Origin of the sequence: Paraburkholderia sp. EG286A (genome assembly GCF_040965375.1) — a bacterium.
Lineage (GTDB): Bacteria > Pseudomonadota > Gammaproteobacteria > Burkholderiales > Burkholderiaceae > Paraburkholderia.
This window is the reverse complement of the sequence record NZ_JBFRCB010000008.1, coordinates 1-21,278: the sequence shown is the minus strand read 5'-3', so window position 1 is coordinate 21,278 and position 21,278 is coordinate 1. Positions and strand designations below refer to the sequence as shown.

Here is a 21,278-nt window from a genome sequence, read left to right as displayed (position 1 = left end):
CGGTTGCCGATGACCGTCACCCCTGCTTTAGAAGTGGATTTCGGCCACGAACATCGGCACGGATGTCTGGGTCGTGCCCGGTTGCTCGGAAGCCGGCGTGCCGTACATGTTGTGCCAGTACTCGTAGCCAAGACCCATGTACGCCGTGCGCGGATGGCCGGCGAACGATCCGACGTCCGCCAGCAGATACGCGCGGGTCAGGAACTCCGTCGTGGTATCGACTCCGGCGCCATCCTTCCCTTTCGGCCCGGTGACGCTTGCGAAGCCCTTGAAGACCAGAGGCACAGGACCGATGCGGAAGTTATAGAGCCAGGAGCTCTCGAGGTGCACGGCGGGGTTGAAATGCACATCCACGTTCGTGATGCCGTCGTGATTGCTCTCGGTGCGAACGCCGAGCGTGATGTTCCAGAACCCGTTCGGTATGGCAAGGTCGATGGTGGGCCCGACAACCAGCATGCGGGCCCGTTGGCCAAAGGCATCGTTCTTGGTGCCGAATTCGTAGCCGACCGTCAGGCCGAAGTCCCGCATGAAGCCATAGGAAAACGATCGGCCGAAAATCTTGCCGGCGCTGAAGGAGACACGGCCGACGCTGTAGAGCTCCTGCGCGCCGCCCGGCCCCGGCGTGGGATAACCGTATTGATTGGTCGGCCCCGCTTCGGGGTTCGCCATGCTCGATACGAGGTAGTCCACGTTGAACGCGTAACTACCGAACCTGAAGCCGCCCGTGGTCGTCAAGTAGCCGATGTTCTGCGTGATTTTGGCGGGTGCGCCGGCCTCGGTTCGCACACCGGGGTAGTAAAAATTGGTGCCGACGCGATAGCCGATATACGTGTCGTTCCACGAGGTCGGCGGCGTGTACAGTCCGGGCGGCGGCGAGAGCGGCGCAGTCACGGTGCTGGCCTGCGACAGCGTCAGCGGCGCGGCGGCCGAAACCGGCGTAGTGCTGGATGCCTTGCTGTCCGTCTGGGCAACCTGTGCCGGCTGAGCCCCGCCCTCTGCAGTCTGTGAGGGATCCGCTGCGTGTGCCGCACCGGCGAAGCAGCTGAGGACGGCAACACTTAACAGCGGCGTGCGGATAGCGATCGTTTTTTTCATGTCTCCTTCCATATTTTGTCGATATGCAAGATGCGGTCGATTGGCGACTCTCGATTTTTCGCACCGTCGGCAAAGCCTTGCGTTGGTCAACGTGGTAAAGCCTGCTGCGGTGGAGTGGAATGTATGCGATACCCGCGTGTATGCCTTTACACAAAAGTGATTTTCGCTGGCACTTTTTACTGAGAGCGGGTGAATATCCGGGTAAATCTCGACTCGCGCAGGACTCGAAAGTACCGGACGTTGAATCGCGCCATTTCATTGATCAGTACTGCCATGCGAATCCTGGTTGCGAGCAGCCGCAATAAAAAAAGGCACCGCGCCTGAGCGCGGTGCCTTTGTCGATTAAGCCTGCGGAGGGGCTTACTGTCTGGGAATATAAAGCGGCATCGAATCTTCCCAAAGCGTGTCGGTAATCGCACGCCGGTCGCTGCCGTCCGCATTCATCACCCAGTTCTGGCCGTCGGGCTGGAACGTGTCGTCGTAAAGCGAAAGCTCGTCGCGGAAGCCATACTCGCCTGAGCTGTAGGCAATGCGGCCGTCCCATGTCCAGGTTGCGTGGGCCTGATTCGAACCCGGCGGCGTGACGCGCTGCACATCCGTGCCGTCCGGGTGGATCGTGTACACGTCATAGTGGAACTTGTTGGGGTCAGTCGGGTTGACCTCCTTGCGCGTGAACACGATGCGCTTGCCGTCCGGCGACCAGCCTGGCAGGTTGTCCGGCTCGGTGGTCAGCACGGTGGTCTTGTGCGTCTCCAGGTCGAGGACGCGCAAGCCCTTGTCCGTATCGCTCCACACGCGGTAGACGACCCGGGTGCCGTCCGGCGAATAGCTCGGGAAGCCTGCGTTCTCTTTCCCGTCGGTCAGCACCTCCGGCTTGCCGTTCATGCTGCCATCGGCCTTGATGCGCATGATGCGGCCCGGCATGTGAGCGCGCGTGAAGAACCAGCCGCCCACGCCGAAGGCCACCCACTGCTTGTCCGGCGACCAGGTCGGCTGGAACGCGCCCGCCAGCCCCATCTTGATCATCTTCGGATCGAGGCCGCTGGTCACGGGATCGTAGATATGGCGGGCGTCGGTGAAGTCGGCATTCGCAACGACGATCGACGAGCCGACCGCCTTCTCCGTGTACACGAGCGATTTGCCGTCGCGCGAGAGTTGCGGGAAGACATCGACGAAACGGTAGTTCCACGCGGGATCGAAACTGTAGAGCGGCGTGCCGTTCGGATGGAACGGCTTGTTGTACACCACCTTCTCGTAGACGACCTGCTTGCCGTCAGCCGAATAGTGCGGCGAGCGGATGCCGCTTCCCGCCGTCGCGCGCGATTGGCCGCCCGTCGTATAGAGCCCTTCCTGCGCGCCGTTCTTGATGTGATACGCAACGTCGGTCGCGCCCACGTATTGCGGGAACACCTTGAATCCCGGCGTGTTCGTCAGTTCCTTGCGCTCGCCCGTCGCCACGTCGACCTGAACGATCTGCGTGTCGACCTTGCCGATCGCCTCGGGACGGTGCGCGCCCCAGGTCGATTCAACCGGCGTCTCATAGAACACCATGTGCTTGCCGTCCGCCGACCACGACGGCGAGCCCTCGGCGAAGCCGGCGCGGGAGGTGATCTGCCTGAAGCCCGTGCCGTCCGGATGGATCTCGTAGATGCTGCTTTCCTGGGTGCGCTCCCAGCCGACCGGCAGGTTGTGGCCGCGCCAGTCGCTGCCGATATCCGACGACAGCGCGATCCACTTGCCGTCCGGCGACCACGAAGGCCGGAAGAAGCTGTGCGGCTTGTCCGGGTCGAACTTGATATCGCCGGTCACGTTATGCAACGCACCCGTCTTGAGGTTGAGCGTCCAGATGTTCGTCGTGCCCCAGCTGTCCTTGCCGCGACGCGACGACACGAACGCGATCAGATCCGGATCGGCCGGGTTGTAGACCGCCGCGTCGCTCACCCCGATCCAGTCGGTCAGGCGCTGCAGGCCCGTGCCGTCCACGCGCACGCGATAGAGGCTGGCATGGCCGAGACCGTCGCGCTCCGAGGTGAACACGATCCATTTTCCGTCCGGCGAAAAGGAGCCGTGATAGTCGAACCCGTCGGACTGGATCAGGCGGTGTTCGTCGCTGCCGTCGGCATTGGCGACGTAGAGTTCCGAGGTGCTCGGGCCGATGCGGTAAATCAGCAAGTCGCCCTTGGTGGCCGTCGCGGCGTCCGCGCCCGGAACGAGCGCCGCAGCGGCGGCAAGGGCGAGGCAAGTCAGGATTTTATTTTTCATCTGAAGCGAAGAACGCACAGTACTAGTCTCCATTTTTTATCAGCGTCACAGCCACCCGTAAACCGCTGGACATCGGATTCGCTGGCAGAAAGATAGGCCCTGGGCGCGAAGCTGTCCCTATACAATTTTCAGATTCACTGGCACTTTTTGGGAGCCGGGCAGCCGTATGGGAACCCGGAAGTTGCGATCGGCGAGGCCGCGGATGCTGGCGCTCGCGGCCTGGCAGGCGGGCGTGCCGTAGACATCGCCCGGATGGCAATTCAGGTTTTCGCCTGGTTCGCCGGAGGATAGACGATCGACCCATCAGGACGAACGACCGCCCCCGCTGTCAGCTGCGCGGGTTCGTGCCGTTGCGCACTCATGATGTGTAAAACCGTTTCACCGCGCGCGATCAGATAGTCGGCGATGATGCGCCGGTGACACCGCCACCAGACGGCTTCCGAGCACATCACGGCACAGCGTCTGGCGCGCCCCTGTTCGACCAGATGATCGATGCCCGCGTGAAACGCCTCGGAAAGCGCGTAATCGGCGTAATGATGGAAGCTGCTGTTGATCCAGAAGCCATTGACGTCCGCGGAGACGGTTCGCGATTTTCCGCGCAGACCGCCGAGAACGGATTCGTGCTCGTACGAGATCTCGCATGCCGCAAGCGCTGCGGGCAAGGTTTCCTCGTTGAATTGCGGGTTGGTTCTCGACCTCGGCATTTTTCTGACGTCGACGAGCATGCCGATGTCCGCACCCCTCAACAGCCCGATAAATTCATCGAGGGTGCGGTCGGAATGGCCGATCGTGAAGAATGGGAGATTCACTTCCCGCCTGCGCGTGAACAATAGCTGGATGACTCGCCGAGCGCTTATTATGCGCCTCCACGAAAGAGGCGCACGCTCGTGATTCCGCTCGCTATGCAGCGGCTAGCCCTTCGTCGCTCGTCATGCGTGGGCGCTAGCCGTGCGAACCTTGCTCGGCCGGTCGCGCAGCAGCAAGGGCATCAACCGCCGGTTGGCGGTCTGCGCCGCCCACTCGCAGTATGCAGCGCTACCGAGCACCCAGCCTTCGAGCGTCGCCCGCATCAGGTTGCTGACCTCGGCTTCGTCCAGAGGCTGCACGCCCAGATCGCGGTAGGACTCGTGGCGCTCGAACGGCGTATCGCCGAGCGCCCGGTAGAGCGGATGGTCCTTGATGAACCTGTCGACCCGCAACCCGACGTGGTGCGTGTAGCTCGACCACGGATAGTTGCCCGGCTCGGCCACGAGGTGGTTGCGCACCGGCGCATGATCGATGACCTGGCTCGCGAGCAGGAAATAGCGGTCGGGTTCGATCACGGTTGCCCGGTACTCGCCACGCCACATCGCACCGCGGCGGCCATGGCGGCGGTTGAAAGTCTCGACATAGCGACGGCAAACCGCCTGCATCGCCATGGCCACGCTCGACTCGTAGGAAGGCGTGACGAGGAACTGCACGGCGTCGGGCATGAGCACCCACGCGTGGACTGCCAGATCGGCGACGCGCGCGGCGTCCGCGAGGCAGGCGAGAAAGTAGAGGTAGTCTCCTTCGTCGAGGAATGCGGGCCCTTTGAGCCCCTGCAAGATAACGTGCTGCGGTTGTTCTGGGACGTAGTGCCGTGCAAGCCGTGTCATGCTGAATTAACCGGAAATCCGATGTGGGGAAGCGATCCGACAGGTATCGATCGCCTGACGCTGCGTGAGTGGATCTACGCTCAAATTCTATGGGGCGCGCGCGCGCGCCTGCGTCGCGAACAGGCCTTTTTTATGGCCTCAATTCGCTGATTTGACGATTTGAGCGCGCGCTTTTTTATGCCGCCGCTGAATAGCCGTCGCGTCGCGATCCGGCACCACAAAGGCGTCGCAACACGAGGGTACGATGGTCGAAGCGGCTGCGGTTGCCGAATGTTGTTTGCAGGAGTCCGAACGATAACGGCAAGCCGAAGCCGAGACTCCGGCGAACCGAAACCCGGACTAACCCGACCGGTTCAGTCGGCGCGCGACGCCGCCGCCACGAACGCTTCGGCCTGCAGCGCGACGCGCCACGGCGTCCACGTCATGTCAAAAGCCTGTTCCGCGCGGCGCGCGTCGAGCCGGATGTCCTGTTGCCACAACCGCGCGAGCGAAGGCGGCAGCGGCGGCGGCACCTTCACGCCACCCAGTTTCCGTCCGGCGATCCCGGCAATCTTCAGCGCGGGCGCCCACAGCTTCGTTTCGAGCGCAAGACGCCGCGCACCGATCTGCTCCACCGGCGTCGCCCCCAGAATACGTGCGTACGCGACGAAGTACTCGTTCCAGCGCGGCGCCTGGGCCATCGCCAGGTTGTAGGCCTGAGTGCCCGAAGCCGGCGTGCGCAGCGCGGCCAGCGCCGCCCGCACGACGTCATCGATGTGAACGAGATTGCTGCAGCCGTCGCCGGCAGCGCCGAGGTCGCCCAGGCGCCGCGCGCGCAGCAGTTGCGCAATGCGCGCCGACCACTGCGGACTGCCGCCTCCGTAGATGCACCCCGGGCGCAATATCGTCAGCGCGGGCAGCGAAGCGAGCAGTCGTTCCGACTCGACCTTCGCATGGCCATAGGGGCTCACGGCGTCGAGCGCCGCCGCTTCGTCGATACGGCCTTCGGCGGCGCCGTACACCGCCATCGAACTGAAGTGGACCACCGGCAGCGGCGCACCGCGTGACGCCAGCGCGGCCGCCAGCGCGCGCGCATTCGCGACGATCGTCGCCGGCGCACCCGCCACGCAGTTGACCACGCCGTCCACGTCGGCCAGCGCGGCGGCGAGCGACGCGGGGTCCGCGGCATCGACACGGCGCAGGCCGCTTCCTTCCCGGCGCGAGGCGGCCACCGGCTCGGCCCACCCGGTACTGTCCAACGCTTTCACCAGATGGCGGCCGACGAAGCCAGTCGCGCCGAGAACGAGAATACGGGCTTTCATCACGCGGGTTCGGATTGGTTTGCGATGGGAACAGGCAGCGCGCCGAGATCGGCGGCGCCCTTGAGGTGTTCGGCGAGCCGCAGGGCGAGCGCGACGATGGTCAAGGTCGGATTCGCCTGGCCCGAAGTCGGGAACACGGCGGCGCCCGCCACGTAGACGTTGTCCGCTTCGTGCAGCCGGCAGTCGGCATCGACCACGCTCGTGCGCGCGTCGCGCCCCATGCGCGCCGTGCCGATGTGATGGCCGCCATAGGCGCCGTAGCGCGTCATTTCGGCTTCGACCTGCGCGGGGTCGTAGCTGAAGCGGCCCACGCCCGCGCGCTCGACCTCGTGCGCGAGCGCGGCGAGCGCGCGGCTCACGGTCTCGACGTCCTGTTGCGTATACCGCCAGTCCACATGAATGCGGCGCAGGCCGAGCGCATCGGTATCGTCGCCGAGCGTCACGCGGCTCGCCGGATTGGGCTCCTGCTCCGCATGGAAGTCGAGCGAGAAGCGCAGATTCGCGGGCCGCACGATCACCGAGGGGAACTTGCGCGCGGCCAGCGTGCGCCGCCGCAGCCAGTGCCACAGGAAACGCGCCGTGTTCGGCGCGTCGGCAACGACGTTCTTTGCGTGCGCGAGCGTGGACCCCGCATAGCCTTCGGGCGTGCCGTCGTAGAGGCGCTTCGCGTATTCGTAGGGCACGATGCCGCGCGCGAGATACAGCGCGGAGAGGATGCCGTTGCCGTGCCCGGCGTCCGGAATGCGCGGATGATGCAGGCGCGCAATGAAGTTGCCCGCGCGCAGCGCGGCTTGCTGTTCCGGGCGCAGTGCGAGGCGGCGGCGGCAATAGATGCCCTCTTCCGTCACCTCGTAGCCGTGCCACACGGACTGCGCCGCCGCGAGATCGAGCGTGCCGATCGTGCCCGCGAGATGGCTCATGTAATAGCGGCCCACCGCGTCGTGGGCGTTGCCGAGCCCCCGGCCGCTCGGCCCGGGGCTGTTGAGCAACAGACGCGGCACTTCGAGGCCGCCAGCCGCGAGCACGTAGGCGCGCGCGGCCACCTCGAACGTCGCGCCGCCCGTCGCGTCCTTTGTATTGAGCACGCGCACCTGGGCCGCGCCGACGCGCCGCGTCGAACCCGCCAGCATCGGCAGGCGGCACAGGTTCGCATGCTGGAGCACGCGCACGCGGCCCTTCGCGAGGCGCGCCCGGTAACGCTGACCGAAATCGGTCGGGCAGCTGAAGCGCTCGAGCGTGTGCGTCGAAAACACGTCGCTGGCAAAGCCGCCGATCATCGGACGCGGCGGCACGGCGAACGCGCCTTCCGCCGTATAGGCGAATTCGCCCGCTTCGCACAGCGCGTTGGCTTGCGGGTAGTGGCGCAGCACATCGGCGAAGGCGATCGGCCAGCCGCTGTGCGCGACGTAGGCGCGCGTCTCGAAGTCGAGCGCGTCGAGCGGCATGCAGCGGCCGCCCCACAGCGTGGTCGAGCCGCCGAAGCGGCGCACGCGGTAGTGGTCGGGCGGCGGATGCAGCGCCGCGTTCGCCACCGTGCCCGCGTACAGCTGCTGGGTGGCGGGCTCGGGCGCATCGCCGCCGCTCTCCAGCACGATCACGTCGAGCCCGCTCTCTTCCAGCGCGAGCGCGAGCGCAATGCCGGCGGCGCCGGAACCCACGATGCACAGGTCCGCGTGCAGCGTCGTGCCGGCGGGAATCTCACGGGCGTCGGTGATCATCGTCTGTTACGTATGGGAAAGGGAAAACGGGCCGCGGCGATCGTAGCCGATCGCCCGCGTGCAACCACCGGCGCCACCAGAGAAATTTCAGACGCATCCCGATTTTTGTCTCTAAAAAAACACTGTTGTATTACCCGCAGCACCGACACAGCAGTAAGATTCCGTCTGAAGTCCAAAACGCCTTGGCAAAAGCCAGGAGACCAGAAAAAAACATAACGTACGTCGCATGACGGGGTGGCACGACGCCGGTTCAACGGGCGCCGTGCGTGGCTCTCGTCGTGTGCGCACGTCGGGGTCACAAAAACAAGATGAGCACGCCTTACATAACAGCGGCGCCGCAGGCGTCCGCACGGGGTGTCTTCAAGCCGAGCATTCCCTTGTTCGGTCTCAATATCGCCGCCGTGTCGTTCGACACCGCGCTCGACGTGCTTTGCACCGCCGCCTTGCAGCGCGACGGCCGGGCGCGTGTCGCGGTCACGCCGAACGTCGACCACGTGGTGCGTCTCGACACGCAGCCCGATCTGCAACGCCTTTACCGCACCGCCGACTTCCTGTTCGCGGACGGCATGCCCGTGGTCTGGGCGAGCCGCCTGTTCGGCGCGCCGCTGCCGGAACGCGTGACCGGCTCGGACCTGTTGCCCGCACTGTGCGAGCGCGCCCACGCGGCCGGCTGGAAAGTGGTGGTGGTGGGCGGCCGCCCGGGCCACGAAGCCACGCTCGTAGATGGCTTCGCGCAGCACTATCCGGGCCTCGACGTCGAGGTGATCGCGCCTTCCATGACGTTCGATCCGACCGGCCCCGAGGGCGATGCGGTGGCCGAGCGCGTGCGCGCTGCCGCGCCCGACATCGTGTTCGTGTGCCTCGGCATGCCCAAGCAGGAACGCTGGGCCCTGCATCACGCGGGCAAGCTGCCGGGCGGCCTCATGCTGTGCGCGGGGGCGGCCGTCGAGTTCGCCGTCGGCCTGCAGCAACGCGCCCCCGTGTGGATGCAGCGCTGCGGTCTCGAATGGTGCTGGCGCATCAAACAGGACCCCGCGCGCCTGTGGCGCCGCTACCTCGTGGACGACCGCCGCTTCTTCGCCATCCTGTGGCGTCACTGGCGCATGGCGCGCACGCAGCAGCGCGCGGCGTAACGCCGCCGATGCGGACGCGGCCGGCTCACGTCCGGCCTCGTCTCGCGCGGCGCACGCTTCACACCGCATTGCGGCCCGAGACGATCGACGGGATCGTCTTCAGCAGGATCTGCAGGTCGAGCCACAGCGACCAGTGCGTGATGTAGTAGCGGTCGTACTCCACGCGGCGCTGCATCTTGTCGGGCGTGTCGGTCAAGCCGCGCAGCCCGTTGATCTGCGCCCAGCCGGTAATGCCCGGCTTCACGCTATGGCGCAGCATGTAGCCCGGAATCAGCTGCCGGTACTCTTCGTTGTGCTCCGCCGCGTGCGGACGCGGACCCACGAGACTCATCGAACCGCCCAGCACGTTGAAGAGCTGCGGCAACTCATCGAGCGAAGTCCGGCGCAGATAGCGCCCCACGCCCGTGATCCGGTCGTCGCCGCTGCGGGCCTGGCGCACACCCTGCTCTTCTGCATCGCCCTCGTTGTACGCCGCGACGCGCATCGAGCGGAATTTGTGCACGACGATCGCCCGGCCGTGCTCGCCGTTGCGGCGCTGTTTGAACATCACCGGGCCCGGCGAATCGAGCCGGATCGCCAGCGCGATCGCGAGCATGACTGGCCACAGCAGCGCGAGCAGCAACGCGGCGCCGGCAAGGTCGACCGCGCGCTTGAGCATGCGTGAAAGCCCCAGAATCGGCACGTCGTGGAGCGCCAGCAGCGGTACTCCGGCGAGGTCCGCGCCGGTCGTCGCGACGTCTTCGAGGTAGCGCAGCTCGGGCACGAGATAGATCGCGGCCGTCGAATCGTAGAGGCGCGTCACGATGTCGGCCGTGATGTCCTTCACTTCCGTTGCGTCGGCGCGCGCCATCGCGGCCTGGTCCATCGCGAGAAACACGATCTCGTAGTCGTTCGCGTGGATGCGCGCGGCCGCGTCTTCATAGCGGCCGAGATAAGGCGGCAGCGCTTCGCCGTCACGCGGCACGGCGGGTGCGTCGTTGTAATAGCCCGTCACGTGAATGCCGAGAATCGGCGAACGCCGCAGGCGCAGGTTCAGCTTGCGCGCCTCGCTACCCATGCCGAAGAACACCGCACGGCGCAGGTTGCCGGGCGCGTTGTTGACGCTGTGGGCCACGCCGCGCAAAACGGCCAGCCCGACGAGCTGCAGCGGCAGCGCGATGGCGGCCCACTGCACGACCAGCGAGCGCAGGGCCGTCGTGCCGCTGTCGCCATGCGTCACGAACAGCAGCACCATGAGCGCGACCGGCAGCCGGCACCAGCGCCATGCGCCGCGGCCCAGCATCCACCAGAGATGACGCGCGCTGGCGATCAGGTGAAAGCGCGCAAACACGACGAACGCGGCCACGGCGAACGCGCCGGTCAACGCACGCGTGTACGGCGTGTCGCCGGTCTGTCCGCGCAGCAACAACAGCGCGACGAGCGCGCCCGTATTGAGCGCCGCGCTGATGACACCGACCAGCGCCATAAAGAGGCGATGATGGTGGGTCGACTGGGTGGACATGACGGGTTCGGCCGGTATGTGCGACTGTTTGATACGCCTGATTGGCATGACGGCGGGATTAGACCGCGGGGGGAATGACCGTCTGCGCAAGGCGCAACAGCGGCAAGCGGCGCCAGACGATTCGCCGGAACGGCGAAACGCGAGACTCAAACGCTTGCGATTAAACACACAATCCGAACGTACGCGCTTTTTTTAAACATCGAGCGCAATTCGTAGTGCAAGACGGCCGCTCCCCGTCGGCCTGATGGCGCGGACTCCTGTTCCGGTGGCGCGAGTGGTCTGGATTCGCGCCAATAGCCCGGAATGGAGAGCGGCCATCCCAATTCGCGCGTATCTTACCAGCGCATTATGAATTTGCGTGCGTCTGTAAGACGACACCGTAAAAACGCGCGATATTGTGGTGAATTTGCCAATGCGGCTGATTTAACGCCGCCTTTATTAATGGGGCAGGTTCGCGACTTTAATAAAAATGAATAACGCTTTTTTACGCGCGAATGGGGCGAATTACGTCCGCGCAAACGTTTGAGCAAGCGAATCGAAATGTGCGGTGGCGCCCGGCGTTATCGCCGGGGCTGCTGCGCCGCGCTCGAGCACACAGCGGCTCGCGCATTGGCTCGCGCATTGACCCGCTCAGTGGCCCGCATAAATCGACCGCTCGCCGACGCTCGCCACGACCGGCGCACCCGCGTCCGAGCTGCCCGTCATCGCCACGCCGCCGACCGCCGTGCTGCCGGGCGCGGCCTGCTGGGTCTTTTCCGCCTGCGCCTGCGCCTGCTCCTGCGCCACGATCGCCTCCGCGTGCTGAATGTCATCCGGGTAGTTGACGTCCCTGGCCACAGGACGATACCCAGCCTGCTCCACCCGCACGAGATCGGCGATCACCTGGGCGCGTGTGACCGGCGTGTTGGCGGGGTTGGCGGTTTGTGCGAAAGCGGCAGCCGGAGCGGCCAGGGCGCAGGCAACGAGCAATGTGGAAACGAGTGCTTTCATGATGTTCATCTCTCAAAGAATGGCCGCTGCATCGGGGAGATGCCGCCTCAGCCGCCCTCGGCAATGTCGCGAAGGTTGACTGCATTCTGGTCGTGCGGCGCTGACCCAAAGCTGACCTGCTGATTACGAGTTCGTTATCTGGGCGCTACGCGCCCACGGCGGCCAACGTCCCCGCGCGGCAAAGATGACAAATCCGTAATGTCGAGGTCAGCACCGGGTAAGCGCGCCCTCCCGATACTTGCGCCACTCCTGCCTCAACCCGGACCCCGTCATGTGGATCGTCAAACTGGCGCTCAGACGGCCTTACACGTTCATCGTGCTGGCCGTACTGCTTTTCATCCTCGGGCCGCTCGCCATCATGCGCACGCCCACGGACATTTTTCCGAACATCAATATCCCGGTGGTCAGCATCGTCTGGACCTACAACGGCTTCTCCGCCGAGGACATGGCGCACCGCATCACCTCGAACTACGAGCGCGCGCTGACTTCGGACGTGGACGACATCGAGCACATCGAATCGCAGTCGCTCAACGGCGTGTCGGTCGTGAAGGTGTTCTTCCATCCGGGCGCCGACATCAACCGCGCGATTGCCGAGGCGGCGTCGAACTCCGCTTCGATCCTGCGCGTCCTGCCGCCGGGCACGCTGCCGCCGAACATCATCACGTACAACGCCTCCACGGTGCCGGTGCTGCAACTGGGCCTGTCCAGCGCGACCTTGCCCGAGCAGTCGCTCTACGACCTCGGCAACAGCTTCATCCGCACGCAGCTCGCGACCGTCCAGGGCGCGGCCGTGCCGCTGCCCTATGGCGGCAAGATCCGCCAGATCATGGTGCAGCTCGATCCGAAGGCGTTGCAGGCCAAAGGTCTCGCGCCCGCCGACGTCGTCAACGCCGTGAACGCGCAGAACCTCATCCTGCCCGGCGGCACGGCGAAGATAGGCTCGCGCGAATACAACGTGGAGATGAACGGCAGCACACAAACCGTAGCGGCGCTCAACGACCTGCCCATCAAGACCGTGAACGGCAGCGTGGTGTATGTGCGCGACGTCGCGCACGTGATCGACGGCTACGCGCCGCAAACGAATATCGTGCGCGCGGACGGCAAACGTGCTGCACTCCTTACGGTCGAAAAGACCGGCAGCGCCTCGACGCTCACGATCATCCAGCAGGTGAAGGCCATGCTGCCTAAGATCGCGGCGGGCCTGCCGAGTGCACTCAAGATCACGCCGCTCTCCGATCAGTCTGTGTTCGTGAAATCGGCAATCTCGGGCGTGGTGCGCGAAGCGCTCATTGCGGCCTGCCTCACCGCCGCGATGATCCTGCTCTTTCTCGGCAGCTGGCGCGCCACGCTCATCATCGCCGTCACGATTCCGCTCGCCGTGCTCACGTCGCTCATCGCGCTCGCGGCGCTCGGCGAGACCATCAACATCATGACGCTCGGCGGGCTCGCGCTTGCGGTCGGCATCCTCGTCGACGACGCCACCGTCGCCATCGAAAACATCACGCATCACCTGGAGCGCGGCGCGCCGCTGCACGATGCCATTCTCAACGGTTCCGGCGAAATCGCCGTGCCGACGTTCGTCTCGACGCTCTCCATTTGCATCGTGTTCGTGCCGATGTTCCTGCTTTCGGGCGTGGCGCGCTATCTGTTCGTGCCGCTCGCCGAGGCCGTGGTGTTCGCGATGTGCGCGTCGTACTTCTTCTCGCGCACGCTGATTCCCACGCTCGCCATGTATCTGCTGCGTGCGCGCAAGCCTGACGCTGCACCCAGGCGCGGCATCGCGGGTATGTTGACGCGCTTTCAGGCGGGCTTCGAGCACCGCTTCGAAGCCGTGCGCAACCGCTATCGCGCGCTGCTTCAGGCCGTGATTGCGCAGCGCCGCCGTTTCGTCGTGCTGTGGGTCGCGCTCTGCCTCGGCTCGCTCGTGCTCGTGCCGTTCACCGGACGCGACTTCTTTCCCGCTGTCGATACCGGCGAAATCCGCCTGCATCTGCGCGCGCCCACCGGCACGCGCATCGAGGAAACGGCCCGTATCACCGACGAAGTCGAAGCGAAGATCCGCAGCGTGATTCCGCCCGCCGAACAAGCCGCGGTGCTCGACAACATCGGCGTGCCGGTGAGCGGCATCAACCTAACGTACGACTCGTCGGATCCCATCGGACCCGAAGATGCGGACATCCTCATTACGCTCGCGCCGAAGCACAAACCCACCGCGCAATACGTGGCGAAGCTGCGCAACGTGCTCAACGCCGCGTTTCCAGGCGTGACCTTCGCGTTCCTGCCCGCCGACATCGTGAGCCAGATCCTCAACTTCGGCCTGCCCGCGCCCATCGACGTGCAGATCGTCGGCAACAAGCTTGCGCAGAACCGCGTCGTGGCGAACCACCTGCTCGACCAGATGCGCGGCGTGCGCGGCCTCGTCGACGCGCGCATCCAGCAGCCCGGCGACGAGCCCACCATCAACGTCGATGTGGACCGCACGAAGGCCTTGCAAGCAGGCCTCACGCAGCACGACGTGGCGCAGAACCTGCTCATCGCGCTCTCGGGCAGCTCGCAGACCACGCCCAATTTCTGGCTCGATCCGAAGAACGGCGTGAGCTATCCGCTCGTGACCGAGGTGCCGCAATACGATATTCATTCGCTGCAAACGCTCGCCAATATTCCGCTGACGACGTCGCAATCCGTCACGTTCACGCCGCAGAACCAGCTCGGCACGCTCGGCACGGTTTCGCGCAGCTCGCAGGAAGCCGTGGTCTCGCACTACAACGTGCAGCCCGTGCTCGACATCTTCGCGTCGACACAGGGACGCGACCTGGGCGGCGTCGCCTCCGACGTGAACCGCCTCGTGAACGCCGCGCGCGCGCAACTGCCGCCGGGTTCGTCGATCGTGATGCGTGGCCAGGTGCAGTCGATGAACGCCTCGTTCAGCGGCCTCGCGGCGGGCCTCGTGTTCGCCATCGCGCTCGTGTACCTGCTGATGGTCGTGAACTTCCAGTCGTGGCTCGATCCGCTCATCATTGTGAGCGGCCTGCCGGCCTCGCTCGCCGGCATCGCGTGGATGCTGTTCGTCACGCAAACCACGCTCAGCGTGCCGGCGCTCACGGGCACGATCCTCTGTATGGGTATCGCCACGGCGAACAGCATTCTCGTCATCAACACGGCGCGCGAGTCGCTTGCCGCGGACATGGAGCCGCTCGCCGCCGCGCTCGACGCGGGCTTCGACCGCTTTCGCCCCGTGCTCATGACGGCGCTCGCCATGCTGATCGGCATGCTGCCGATGGCGCTGGGTCTCGGCGACGGCGGCGAACAGAACGCACCGCTCGGGCGCGCCGTGATCGGCGGCCTCGCGATCGGCACGCTGTCCACGCTCGTGTTCGTGCCGGTCGTGTTCGGCCTGGTGCATGGCTGGCTCGCTAAACGCCGCGCCGCGCGCGATGCCAGCAACGATGCGCAAGCCAGTGCAACCACTCACGTTGAATAAGGATTCCAGAATGAAATCACAGACACCGCCCGAAGAATGCGATGCCGCGGCGCCAACCGCAACGCGAGGTCGCTCGGCTGTCGTCGTCGGCCTGACCTGCCTCGCCATCGCCGCGACGCTCCTCACGGCGGGCATCGTGCCGCGCCTCGAGGCGCGCACGGCGCAAGCCCGGCAGGTCGCGGCACAGCGCGAGCTGATCGTCTCCACGCTCACGCCCACGCGCGCACCCGCCACGCAAGACCTGTTGCTGCCCGGCTCGGTCATGTCCTGGGCCGACGCCTCGATCTACGCGCGCACGAGCGGATACGTGCAGCACTGGTACACGGATATCGGCGCGCATGTGAAGGCGGGCCAGACGCTCGCACAGATCGACACGCCCGAACTCGACGCGCAGCTCCAGCAGGCACGCGCCGACGAAGGCACCGCACAGGCCAACTATCGCTTCGCCAGCAGCACGGCGCAGCGCTGGCAGACGATGCTGCAGACGCAATCGGTTTCCGAGCAGGACGCCCAGGCGAAAACGAGCGACGCCGCCGCGAAACTGGCCACGCTCCAGGCGGCGCAGGCCAACGTGGCGCGGCTGCAGGAGCTGGTTTCCTATCAGAACGTCACGGCGCCTTTCGACGGCGTCATTACGGCGCGCAACGTGCAGGTCGGCGCGCTCGTCACGGCGGGCGGCACGCCCGGCCTCGCCACGATGCCAGGCGAGCTGTTCCATATCTCGCAGACCGACCGGCTGCGCGTGTACGTGGACGTGCCGCAGGACGACGCGAGCCTCGTCACGCCGGGCACAGCTGTCTGGCTGACAACGCAGCAGTATCCCGGTCGCCGCTTCGAAGCAAGCGTGGCGCGCAGCGCGAACGTGATCGATCCCGTGAGCCGCACGTTGCGCGTGGAAGTCGATGTGGACAATCACGACGGCGCGCTGATGCCCGGCGCCTACGCGCAGGTGCATCTTGCGCTCACGGCGGCCGCGCCGGCGCTCGAACTGCCCGTGAGCGCGCTGCTGTTCCGCCCCGACGGCGTGACCGTCGCGGTGGTGGATGCAAAGAATACGGTGCAATTGCGCAAGGTGACTATCGGCCGGGATTTCGGGACTTACGTGGAAATCGCCACCGGACTCGCGCCGGCCGATCGCGTCATCAACAATCCCGGCGATGCCATTGCCAGCGGCCAGAGCGTGCGCGTGGCGGCGGCCTCGACGGCTGCGCAAGCGAAAGCGTAAGCGAGGCTCATCATGTTCGAACGCCCTCTTCCTGCGCTGCGCCGGATCGTCGTTGCCTGCACGGCAGCATCGCTCGCGGCGTGCACCACGTTGCCGCGTTACAGCGCGCCCTCGGTAGACGTACCCGCGCACTACGCCACCCAGGCAACACAACCGGCGGCGGCGCCCGGCTGGACCGTCGCCGCGCCCGCCGACGCCAAATCGCGCGGCCCATGGTGGACCCTCTTCGACGACCAGGACCTCGACCAGCTCGAAGCCCGCGTGGATGTGTCGAACCAGAGCGTGCGCCAGGCCGTCGCCAATCTCGAAGCCGCGCGCGCGATGATCGACTATCAACGCGCGGGCTATGCACCGACCGTCACGGCGGGCGTGGCGGCGCAGCGTTACCGGACCTCGCAGAATCTCGTGGACCATTCGCTCGCGGGCAAGACGATTCCCGATTACTCGACGGGCCTCACGGCAAGCTGGGAACCCGACCTGTTCGGACGCGTGAAGGACGCGACCACCCAGGCGCACGCCAACGCCCAGGCCACACAAGCGGACCTCGAATCGGTGCGTCTTTCGGTGACGAGCCAGCTGGCTGCGGACTACTTCGATCTGCGCTCGCTCGATCGCCAGAAGAAGCTGCTCGACGACACCGTGACCGCCTACACTGCCGCGCTGCGCATCGTGCAGCAGCAGCTCGCCGATGGCGCGATCGACGCCTCCGCCGTCGCCCAGGCGCAAACCCAGCTCGAAAGCGCGCGCACGGCGGATAGCGACATCGACGTGCAGCGCGCGCAGCTTCAGCACGCCATCGCCACGCTGACCGGCGTGCCCGCTTCGACGTTCAGCCTGCCGCCGCGTGTCGATCCTGCCGTCGTGCCGTCGATTCCCGCGGGCGTGCCCTCCGCGCTGCTCGAACGGCGTCCCGACATCGCGGCGGCCGAGCGGCGCGTGGCCGCGGCCAATGCGGGCATCGGCGTAGCGCGCGCGGCCTTCTATCCCGACCTCACGCTCTCCGCGACGGCGGGCCTCGAAAGCACGTTCTTCGCGCCGTGGCTCAGCGCGCCGAGCCTGTTCTGGTCGCTCGGCTCGCAACTGGCGGGCACGCTCTTCGACGGCGGCCGGCGCGACGCCACGCTCAAAGGCGCGAACGCACAATACGATGCGGCAGTAGCCGGCTACCGGCAAACCGTGCTGACGGCGTTCCAGCAAGTCGAAGACAACCTGAGCGCGCTCGACACGCTGGCGAGCGAAGCGCAAAGCCAGCAGCGCGCCACCGCCGCCGCGCAGCTCTCGCTCAAGCTCACCACCAACCGCTACCAGGCGGGCGCGGTGAACTATCTCGATGTCGTGACGGCGCAGACCATCGCGCTCTCGAACGAACGCAACGAGGAGCAGATCGCAGGAAGAAGGCTCGACGCGAGCGTGCATCTGCTGGAGGCGCTAGGCGGAGGTTGGGACCGCGCAGCGCTGAGCGACTTGAGCGCTAAGCGCGGGCGAACGTCAGGATGAACCGCGTGCTCGCCGCGTCGCTTTCGGCGCGCGCCGAGCCGCCGTGCAGCGCCATGATCGTGCGCACGATCGCGAGCCCCAGACCCGCCGAAGCACCCGCGCGCGCCTCGCGGTGGCGCGACGCATCCGCGCGATAGAAGCGGTCGAAAATGCGCTCCAGCAGCGCGGCTTCGATGGGAGTGCCCGGATTGGCCACCGTGACCTCGACGGCCTGTGGCGTCTGTTCGACGCTCAGCGTGATCGCCGCGCCGCGCGGCGTATAGCGCAGCGCATTGGCGAGCAGGTTGCCCACGGCGCGCCGAAACAGCTCCTTGTCCGCGCGCAGGCTGCCCTCGCCCTGCACGCGGATTTGCACGCCCGCTTCGTCGGCGAGACCTTCGAAGTAGTCGGCAATCTGCGTGAGCGCATCATGTACGTCGAACTCCGCGAGCGTCGTCATGAACTGCGGGTGCTCCGCGCGCGCGAGAAAGATCACGCTTTCGATCATGCGCGAAAGTCGTTCGCATTCCTCCAGATTCGATTCGAGCAATGCCTCGTATTCGGCCGTGGTGCGCTCTCGCGCGAGCGCCACTTCGTTCGCGCCGCGCAGGTTGCCGAGCGGCGTGCGCATGTCGTGCGCGAGATCCGCCGTGTATTGCGACATCCGCTCGAAGCCGCCATGCAAACGGTCGAGCATGGCGTTGAGCGACTTCGTGAGCGCTTCGAGCTCGCTCGGCGCGCGTTCGACTTCGATGGGCGTATCGAGCCGGTCCACCGTGACCGTGGCCGCACGCGCCGCCATCTCGCGCAGCGGGCGCAGCGACTCGCGCACGAGCAGCCAGCTCATGAGGAACGCGAGCAGCATGCCCGCCAGGCCGAAGCCGTAGAGCCGCTCGCGATAGTGGTCGAGCAGCCGCCAGCGGTCGGTCATGTCGCGCGCGATGACGATGGTGACGGGCGTGCCGTCCGCCAGCGCGGCGTCGGTGGCGAGTCCGCGCACGGGTACGCCGCGCACGTTTCGCCACGCCACCACGTCGCCTTCGGTAATGCGTTGCGTCGGCGGGAGGCGCCGTGCAAGCGCCGCTTCGGGAAACGCCGCGTCCGCGATGCCCGCCGTGTTGTGCTCGACCAGTTGCGCGCCGCCGGTGCCGAGTATTTCCATGGAAAGCGCAGGGTTGCCGAGCACCTGGCTCGTGAGCCGCTCCGCATGTTCGCGCACGTCGTGCTCGTTGTGCAGTTCCTGAGCAAGGCGGCGCGTGTGCCGGGAAATCAGCACGATATCGAGGTCGTCCTGCTGCTTCACCTCGCGGTCAAGCGTGAAATAGAGCGTGCTGCCCACGAGCGCGAATACTGCGAGCGTCGTGCCCGCGAAACTCAGCGCGAGGCCTGTGGCGAGCGAGCGCACCGCCATGCGCGGCATCAGGCGTTCCCTTTGATTTCGGCGACGTAGCCCACGCCGCGCACCGTGTGGATCAGCTTGACGTCGAAGGCGTCGTCCACCTTCGCGCGCAGGCGGCGAATGGCGACTTCCACGACGTTGGTGTCGCTGTCGAAGTTCATGTCCCACACGTAGGAGGCGATTTGCGTGCGCGTGAGCACTTCGCCCTGGCGGCGCACGAGCAGTTGCAGCAGCGAGAACTCCTTCGGCGTGAGGTCGATGCGCGTGGCACCGCGCTTCACGCGCCGGCGCGTGACGTCCACTTCGAGGTCGCCGAGCAGCAGCACATCGCTCTCGCGCGGGGGGCCGCGGCGGGCCAGCGTGCGCACGCGCGCGAGCAGTTCGACGAAGGCGAACGGCTTGACGAGGTAGTCGTCCGCGCCCAGCTCGAGGCCCTTCACGCGGTCGCTGATATCGTCGCGCGCGGTGAGGAACAGCACCGGCGTGGTGTGCGTGGCGCGCAGCGTCTTGAGCACCGTCCAGCCGTCCATTTCGGGCAGCATGACGTCGAGCACGATCACGTCGTACGCGGCCTCTTTTGCGAGAATCAGGCCTTCCGCGCCGTCCGCGGCCACATCCACGGCATAGCCGGATTCCTCGAAGCCCTTCTTCAGATACGCGCCGGTCTTCGGCTCGTCTTCGATCACAAGAATGCGCATCGCCGTTCAGTTCTGAGTGGGTCCGGGTCAATTGTATGCGTTGTGCCGGTTGGTGCGCGTGGGCGTGACACCTGGCAGTGTGCGTCCCCATGCGATACCGGCGCGTGGCCTCGTCGTGCGCCGGTTCGAGCGCGGACAGCGCATGAGTATCATCGATCAGTGCAGAGACTTCATCGGTGCTCCGAGTCGATTTCCAGCGTGCGCTCCGCTGCCACCAGCCTCACAGGGTCGGTCTTCTTCCACTGCGATTTCGGCACCAGTACGGACCATTCGGTGTTCGCTGTGTCGCGAAAGAACGCCGCTACGGCTACGTAGTTCGCCGCTTCGCCGATCCGCTCCGACACCTTCAGTGTCTGCCCCGGACCCAGCGTCACGTCCCGGCTCCAGAGCGTTGAGGCCTTCAGCGCATCGTTACCCTCCAGCAGCTGCGCATAGGTCGCCGTCGCAAAGGGCTGGTCATCCTTGAGCTGATAGATCCGCAGCACGACCGGCAGCGAAGCGCCGCGCACGTCCTGGTTCAGCGCGCCGCGCGCCGTGATGACAAGATTCATCTGTTCGACCTTCGTCTCGAACACCGCGCGCGCGGCATGCACGGTTCCGTCCTTGACTGACTGCCACATACCGCACGCCGAAACCGACAGCGCGAGACCTGTGACGAGCGCACCCCGCACGATTCCGGTATGGATCCCAGCACGCATCAGAATGGTGCCCCCTTAAAGTCGGCGCGTGGATACACCGTCTCCTTGCCGTCGATGGTGAGTACCACTTGCATGGAACATTGCGCGCTCGCGTAACGTCCCAGGAAGTGGTTCAGCACGTCACCGAACAGGATAGCGTCGCCCGGCCCGTCGAAACCGCCCGCGTCGAGGTCGACGTGGATGCGCACGATCCGCAGGACGTAACCATGCTGCAGGATCTGCTGGTCTTCCGAGAAATGCACGGTCCGGATCGCGTCGATGCGCTGCGGTACCGCGTTGTCAGGCGTCCAGTCGTAGAGTTCGAGGATCTCGCGCAGTACCGGCGCGCCTTCCATCAGCATCCGGTTGAATTCATTCGCACCATTCGCGGCGTAGTGGCCAAGCACGCGCCAGTCGTAACCCGGGTAGTAGCGCGGCGGATACTGCGGCAGGCTCGGCGCCGTCACGTTGTGCACCAATGCGATGCCGGTAAAGCCCGTGACCGTTTCCGTGATCGTTGCCTCCGCAAGCGCCATGCGCGGCAGGCGTCCGTTGTTCGCGAGCGCACGCACCGTGACATGGCGGTCGGGCCGTGGACGCGCTTCATCGTCCGGTGCGTGGCGGTACGTCCCGGCCCAGAGCTGCCCTGAGAGGGTCACCCACAGCTCCTGCCCCAGCACGCCGT

The 21,278-nt window shown here is 66.0% G+C and carries 17 protein-coding genes; 5 read left to right on the top strand and 12 right to left on the bottom strand.

All coding sequences use genetic code 11. The features are described 5' to 3' along the window. Positions 1-27: 27 nt before the first annotated feature. The 4 genes from AB4Y35_RS32060 to AB4Y35_RS32045 form a co-directional block, all read right to left on the bottom strand. On the bottom strand, positions 28-1,095 hold the full coding sequence (locus AB4Y35_RS32060; protein WP_368695517.1) for a hypothetical protein: 1,068 nt from the start codon (positions 1,093-1,095) through the stop codon (positions 28-30). A 360-nt stretch (positions 1,096-1,455) separates the two neighbouring features. Next, positions 1,456-3,357, bottom strand: coding sequence for a hypothetical protein (locus AB4Y35_RS32055; RefSeq protein ID WP_368707575.1), 1,902 nt, complete (start codon positions 3,355-3,357; stop codon positions 1,456-1,458). Between the two features lie 260 nt (positions 3,358-3,617). After that, positions 3,618-4,166 carry a DUF488 family protein gene (locus AB4Y35_RS32050; RefSeq protein ID WP_368707574.1) on the bottom strand — a complete coding sequence of 183 codons (549 nt, stop codon included), beginning with the start codon at positions 4,164-4,166 and terminating at the stop codon, positions 3,618-3,620. A gap of 120 nt (positions 4,167-4,286) precedes the next feature. Continuing rightward, positions 4,287-4,994 (bottom strand): transposase, encoded by a 708-nt coding sequence (locus tag AB4Y35_RS32045; protein WP_368707573.1) that lies wholly within the window; start codon positions 4,992-4,994, stop codon positions 4,287-4,289. 21 nt (positions 4,995-5,015) lie between these two features. Between AB4Y35_RS32045 and AB4Y35_RS32040 the strand changes: the two genes are divergently transcribed. After that, a complete protein-coding gene (locus tag AB4Y35_RS32040) occupies positions 5,016-5,144 on the top strand; it encodes a hypothetical protein (RefSeq protein ID WP_368707572.1) in 129 nt (42 codons plus the stop codon). A gap of 203 nt (positions 5,145-5,347) precedes the next feature. Here AB4Y35_RS32040 and AB4Y35_RS32035 read toward each other — a convergent pair whose 3' ends face one another. Both AB4Y35_RS32035 and AB4Y35_RS32030 read right to left on the bottom strand, forming a co-directional pair. Further along, positions 5,348-6,295, bottom strand: a complete 948-nt coding sequence (locus tag AB4Y35_RS32035) for an NAD-dependent epimerase/dehydratase family protein (RefSeq protein WP_368707571.1) — start codon at positions 6,293-6,295, stop codon at positions 5,348-5,350. Continuing rightward, positions 6,295-8,013, bottom strand: a complete 1,719-nt coding sequence (locus AB4Y35_RS32030) for an FAD-dependent oxidoreductase (RefSeq protein WP_368707570.1) — start codon at positions 8,011-8,013, stop codon at positions 6,295-6,297. Before AB4Y35_RS32030 ends, AB4Y35_RS32035 begins: the two co-directional genes overlap by 1 nt. A gap of 308 nt (positions 8,014-8,321) precedes the next feature. Between AB4Y35_RS32030 and AB4Y35_RS32025 the strand changes: the two genes are divergently transcribed. Further along, on the top strand, positions 8,322-9,146 hold the full coding sequence (locus AB4Y35_RS32025; RefSeq protein WP_368707569.1) for a WecB/TagA/CpsF family glycosyltransferase: 825 nt from the start codon (positions 8,322-8,324) through the stop codon (positions 9,144-9,146). Positions 9,147-9,204: 58 nt separating this feature from the next. Here the strand turns inward: AB4Y35_RS32025 and AB4Y35_RS32020 are convergent, their stop codons facing one another. Beyond that, a complete protein-coding gene (locus tag AB4Y35_RS32020) occupies positions 9,205-10,647 on the bottom strand; it encodes an undecaprenyl-phosphate glucose phosphotransferase (RefSeq protein ID WP_368707568.1) in 1,443 nt (480 codons plus the stop codon). A gap of 630 nt (positions 10,648-11,277) precedes the next feature. After that, positions 11,278-11,637, bottom strand: a complete 360-nt coding sequence (locus AB4Y35_RS32015; RefSeq protein WP_368707567.1) for a DUF4148 domain-containing protein — start codon at positions 11,635-11,637, stop codon at positions 11,278-11,280. A gap of 271 nt (positions 11,638-11,908) precedes the next feature. Between AB4Y35_RS32015 and AB4Y35_RS32010 the strand changes: the two genes are divergently transcribed. The 3 genes from AB4Y35_RS32010 to AB4Y35_RS32000 are packed head-to-tail and all read left to right on the top strand — an operon-like array spanning position 11,909 to position 17,840. Beyond that, on the top strand, positions 11,909-15,118 hold the full coding sequence (locus tag AB4Y35_RS32010; RefSeq protein WP_368707566.1) for an efflux RND transporter permease subunit: 3,210 nt from the start codon (positions 11,909-11,911) through the stop codon (positions 15,116-15,118). 10 nt (positions 15,119-15,128) lie between these two features. Continuing rightward, a complete protein-coding gene (locus tag AB4Y35_RS32005) occupies positions 15,129-16,343 on the top strand; it encodes an efflux RND transporter periplasmic adaptor subunit (RefSeq protein ID WP_368707565.1) in 1,215 nt (404 codons plus the stop codon). 12 nt (positions 16,344-16,355) lie between these two features. Continuing rightward, positions 16,356-17,840, top strand: a complete 1,485-nt coding sequence (locus AB4Y35_RS32000; RefSeq protein WP_368707564.1) for an efflux transporter outer membrane subunit — start codon at positions 16,356-16,358, stop codon at positions 17,838-17,840. Here the strand turns inward: AB4Y35_RS32000 and AB4Y35_RS31995 are convergent. From AB4Y35_RS31995 to AB4Y35_RS31980, 4 genes are all read right to left on the bottom strand, one after another. Then, on the bottom strand, positions 17,815-19,230 hold the full coding sequence (locus tag AB4Y35_RS31995; protein WP_368707807.1) for a heavy metal sensor histidine kinase: 1,416 nt from the start codon (positions 19,228-19,230) through the stop codon (positions 17,815-17,817). The two genes, AB4Y35_RS32000 and AB4Y35_RS31995, sit on opposite strands and share 26 nt — an antisense overlap. Positions 19,231-19,238: 8 nt before the next feature. Beyond that, a complete protein-coding gene (locus AB4Y35_RS31990; protein ID WP_133183191.1) occupies positions 19,239-19,916 on the bottom strand; it encodes a heavy metal response regulator transcription factor in 678 nt (225 codons plus the stop codon). Between the two features lie 170 nt (positions 19,917-20,086). Further along, on the bottom strand, positions 20,087-20,587 hold the full coding sequence (gene tssJ, locus AB4Y35_RS31985) for a type VI secretion system lipoprotein TssJ (protein WP_368707563.1): 501 nt from the start codon (positions 20,585-20,587) through the stop codon (positions 20,087-20,089). Between the two features lie 26 nt (positions 20,588-20,613). Beyond that, positions 20,614-21,278 (bottom strand): type VI secretion system baseplate subunit TssF (locus AB4Y35_RS31980; RefSeq protein WP_368707562.1); only part of this gene is annotated, 665 nt, incomplete at its 5' end.

Coding starts and splice junctions, on each gene's coding strand:
- AB4Y35_RS32060 (WP_368695517.1), bottom strand. CDS start 1,095: ATGAAAAAAACGATCGCTATCCGCACGCCGCTGTTAAGTGTTGCCGTC.
- AB4Y35_RS32055 (WP_368707575.1), bottom strand. CDS start 3,357: ATGAAAAATAAAATCCTGACTTGCCTCGCCCTTGCCGCCGCTGCGGCG.
- AB4Y35_RS32045 (WP_368707573.1), bottom strand. CDS start 4,994: ATGACACGGCTTGCACGGCACTACGTCCCAGAACAACCGCAGCACGTT.
- AB4Y35_RS32040 (WP_368707572.1), top strand. CDS start 5,016: ATGTGGGGAAGCGATCCGACAGGTATCGATCGCCTGACGCTGCGTGAG.
- AB4Y35_RS32035 (WP_368707571.1), bottom strand. CDS start 6,295: ATGAAAGCCCGTATTCTCGTTCTCGGCGCGACTGGCTTCGTCGGCCGC.
- AB4Y35_RS32030 (WP_368707570.1), bottom strand. CDS start 8,013: ATGATCACCGACGCCCGTGAGATTCCCGCCGGCACGACGCTGCACGCG.
- AB4Y35_RS32025 (WP_368707569.1), top strand. CDS start 8,322: ATGAGCACGCCTTACATAACAGCGGCGCCGCAGGCGTCCGCACGGGGT.
- AB4Y35_RS32020 (WP_368707568.1), bottom strand. CDS start 10,647: ATGTCCACCCAGTCGACCCACCATCATCGCCTCTTTATGGCGCTGGTC.
- AB4Y35_RS32015 (WP_368707567.1), bottom strand. CDS start 11,637: ATGAAAGCACTCGTTTCCACATTGCTCGTTGCCTGCGCCCTGGCCGCT.
- AB4Y35_RS32010 (WP_368707566.1), top strand. CDS start 11,909: ATGTGGATCGTCAAACTGGCGCTCAGACGGCCTTACACGTTCATCGTG.
- AB4Y35_RS32005 (WP_368707565.1), top strand. CDS start 15,129: ATGAAATCACAGACACCGCCCGAAGAATGCGATGCCGCGGCGCCAACC.
- AB4Y35_RS32000 (WP_368707564.1), top strand. CDS start 16,356: ATGTTCGAACGCCCTCTTCCTGCGCTGCGCCGGATCGTCGTTGCCTGC.
- AB4Y35_RS31995 (WP_368707807.1), bottom strand. CDS start 19,230: ATGGCGGTGCGCTCGCTCGCCACAGGCCTCGCGCTGAGTTTCGCGGGC.
- AB4Y35_RS31990 (WP_133183191.1), bottom strand. CDS start 19,916: ATGCGCATTCTTGTGATCGAAGACGAGCCGAAGACCGGCGCGTATCTG.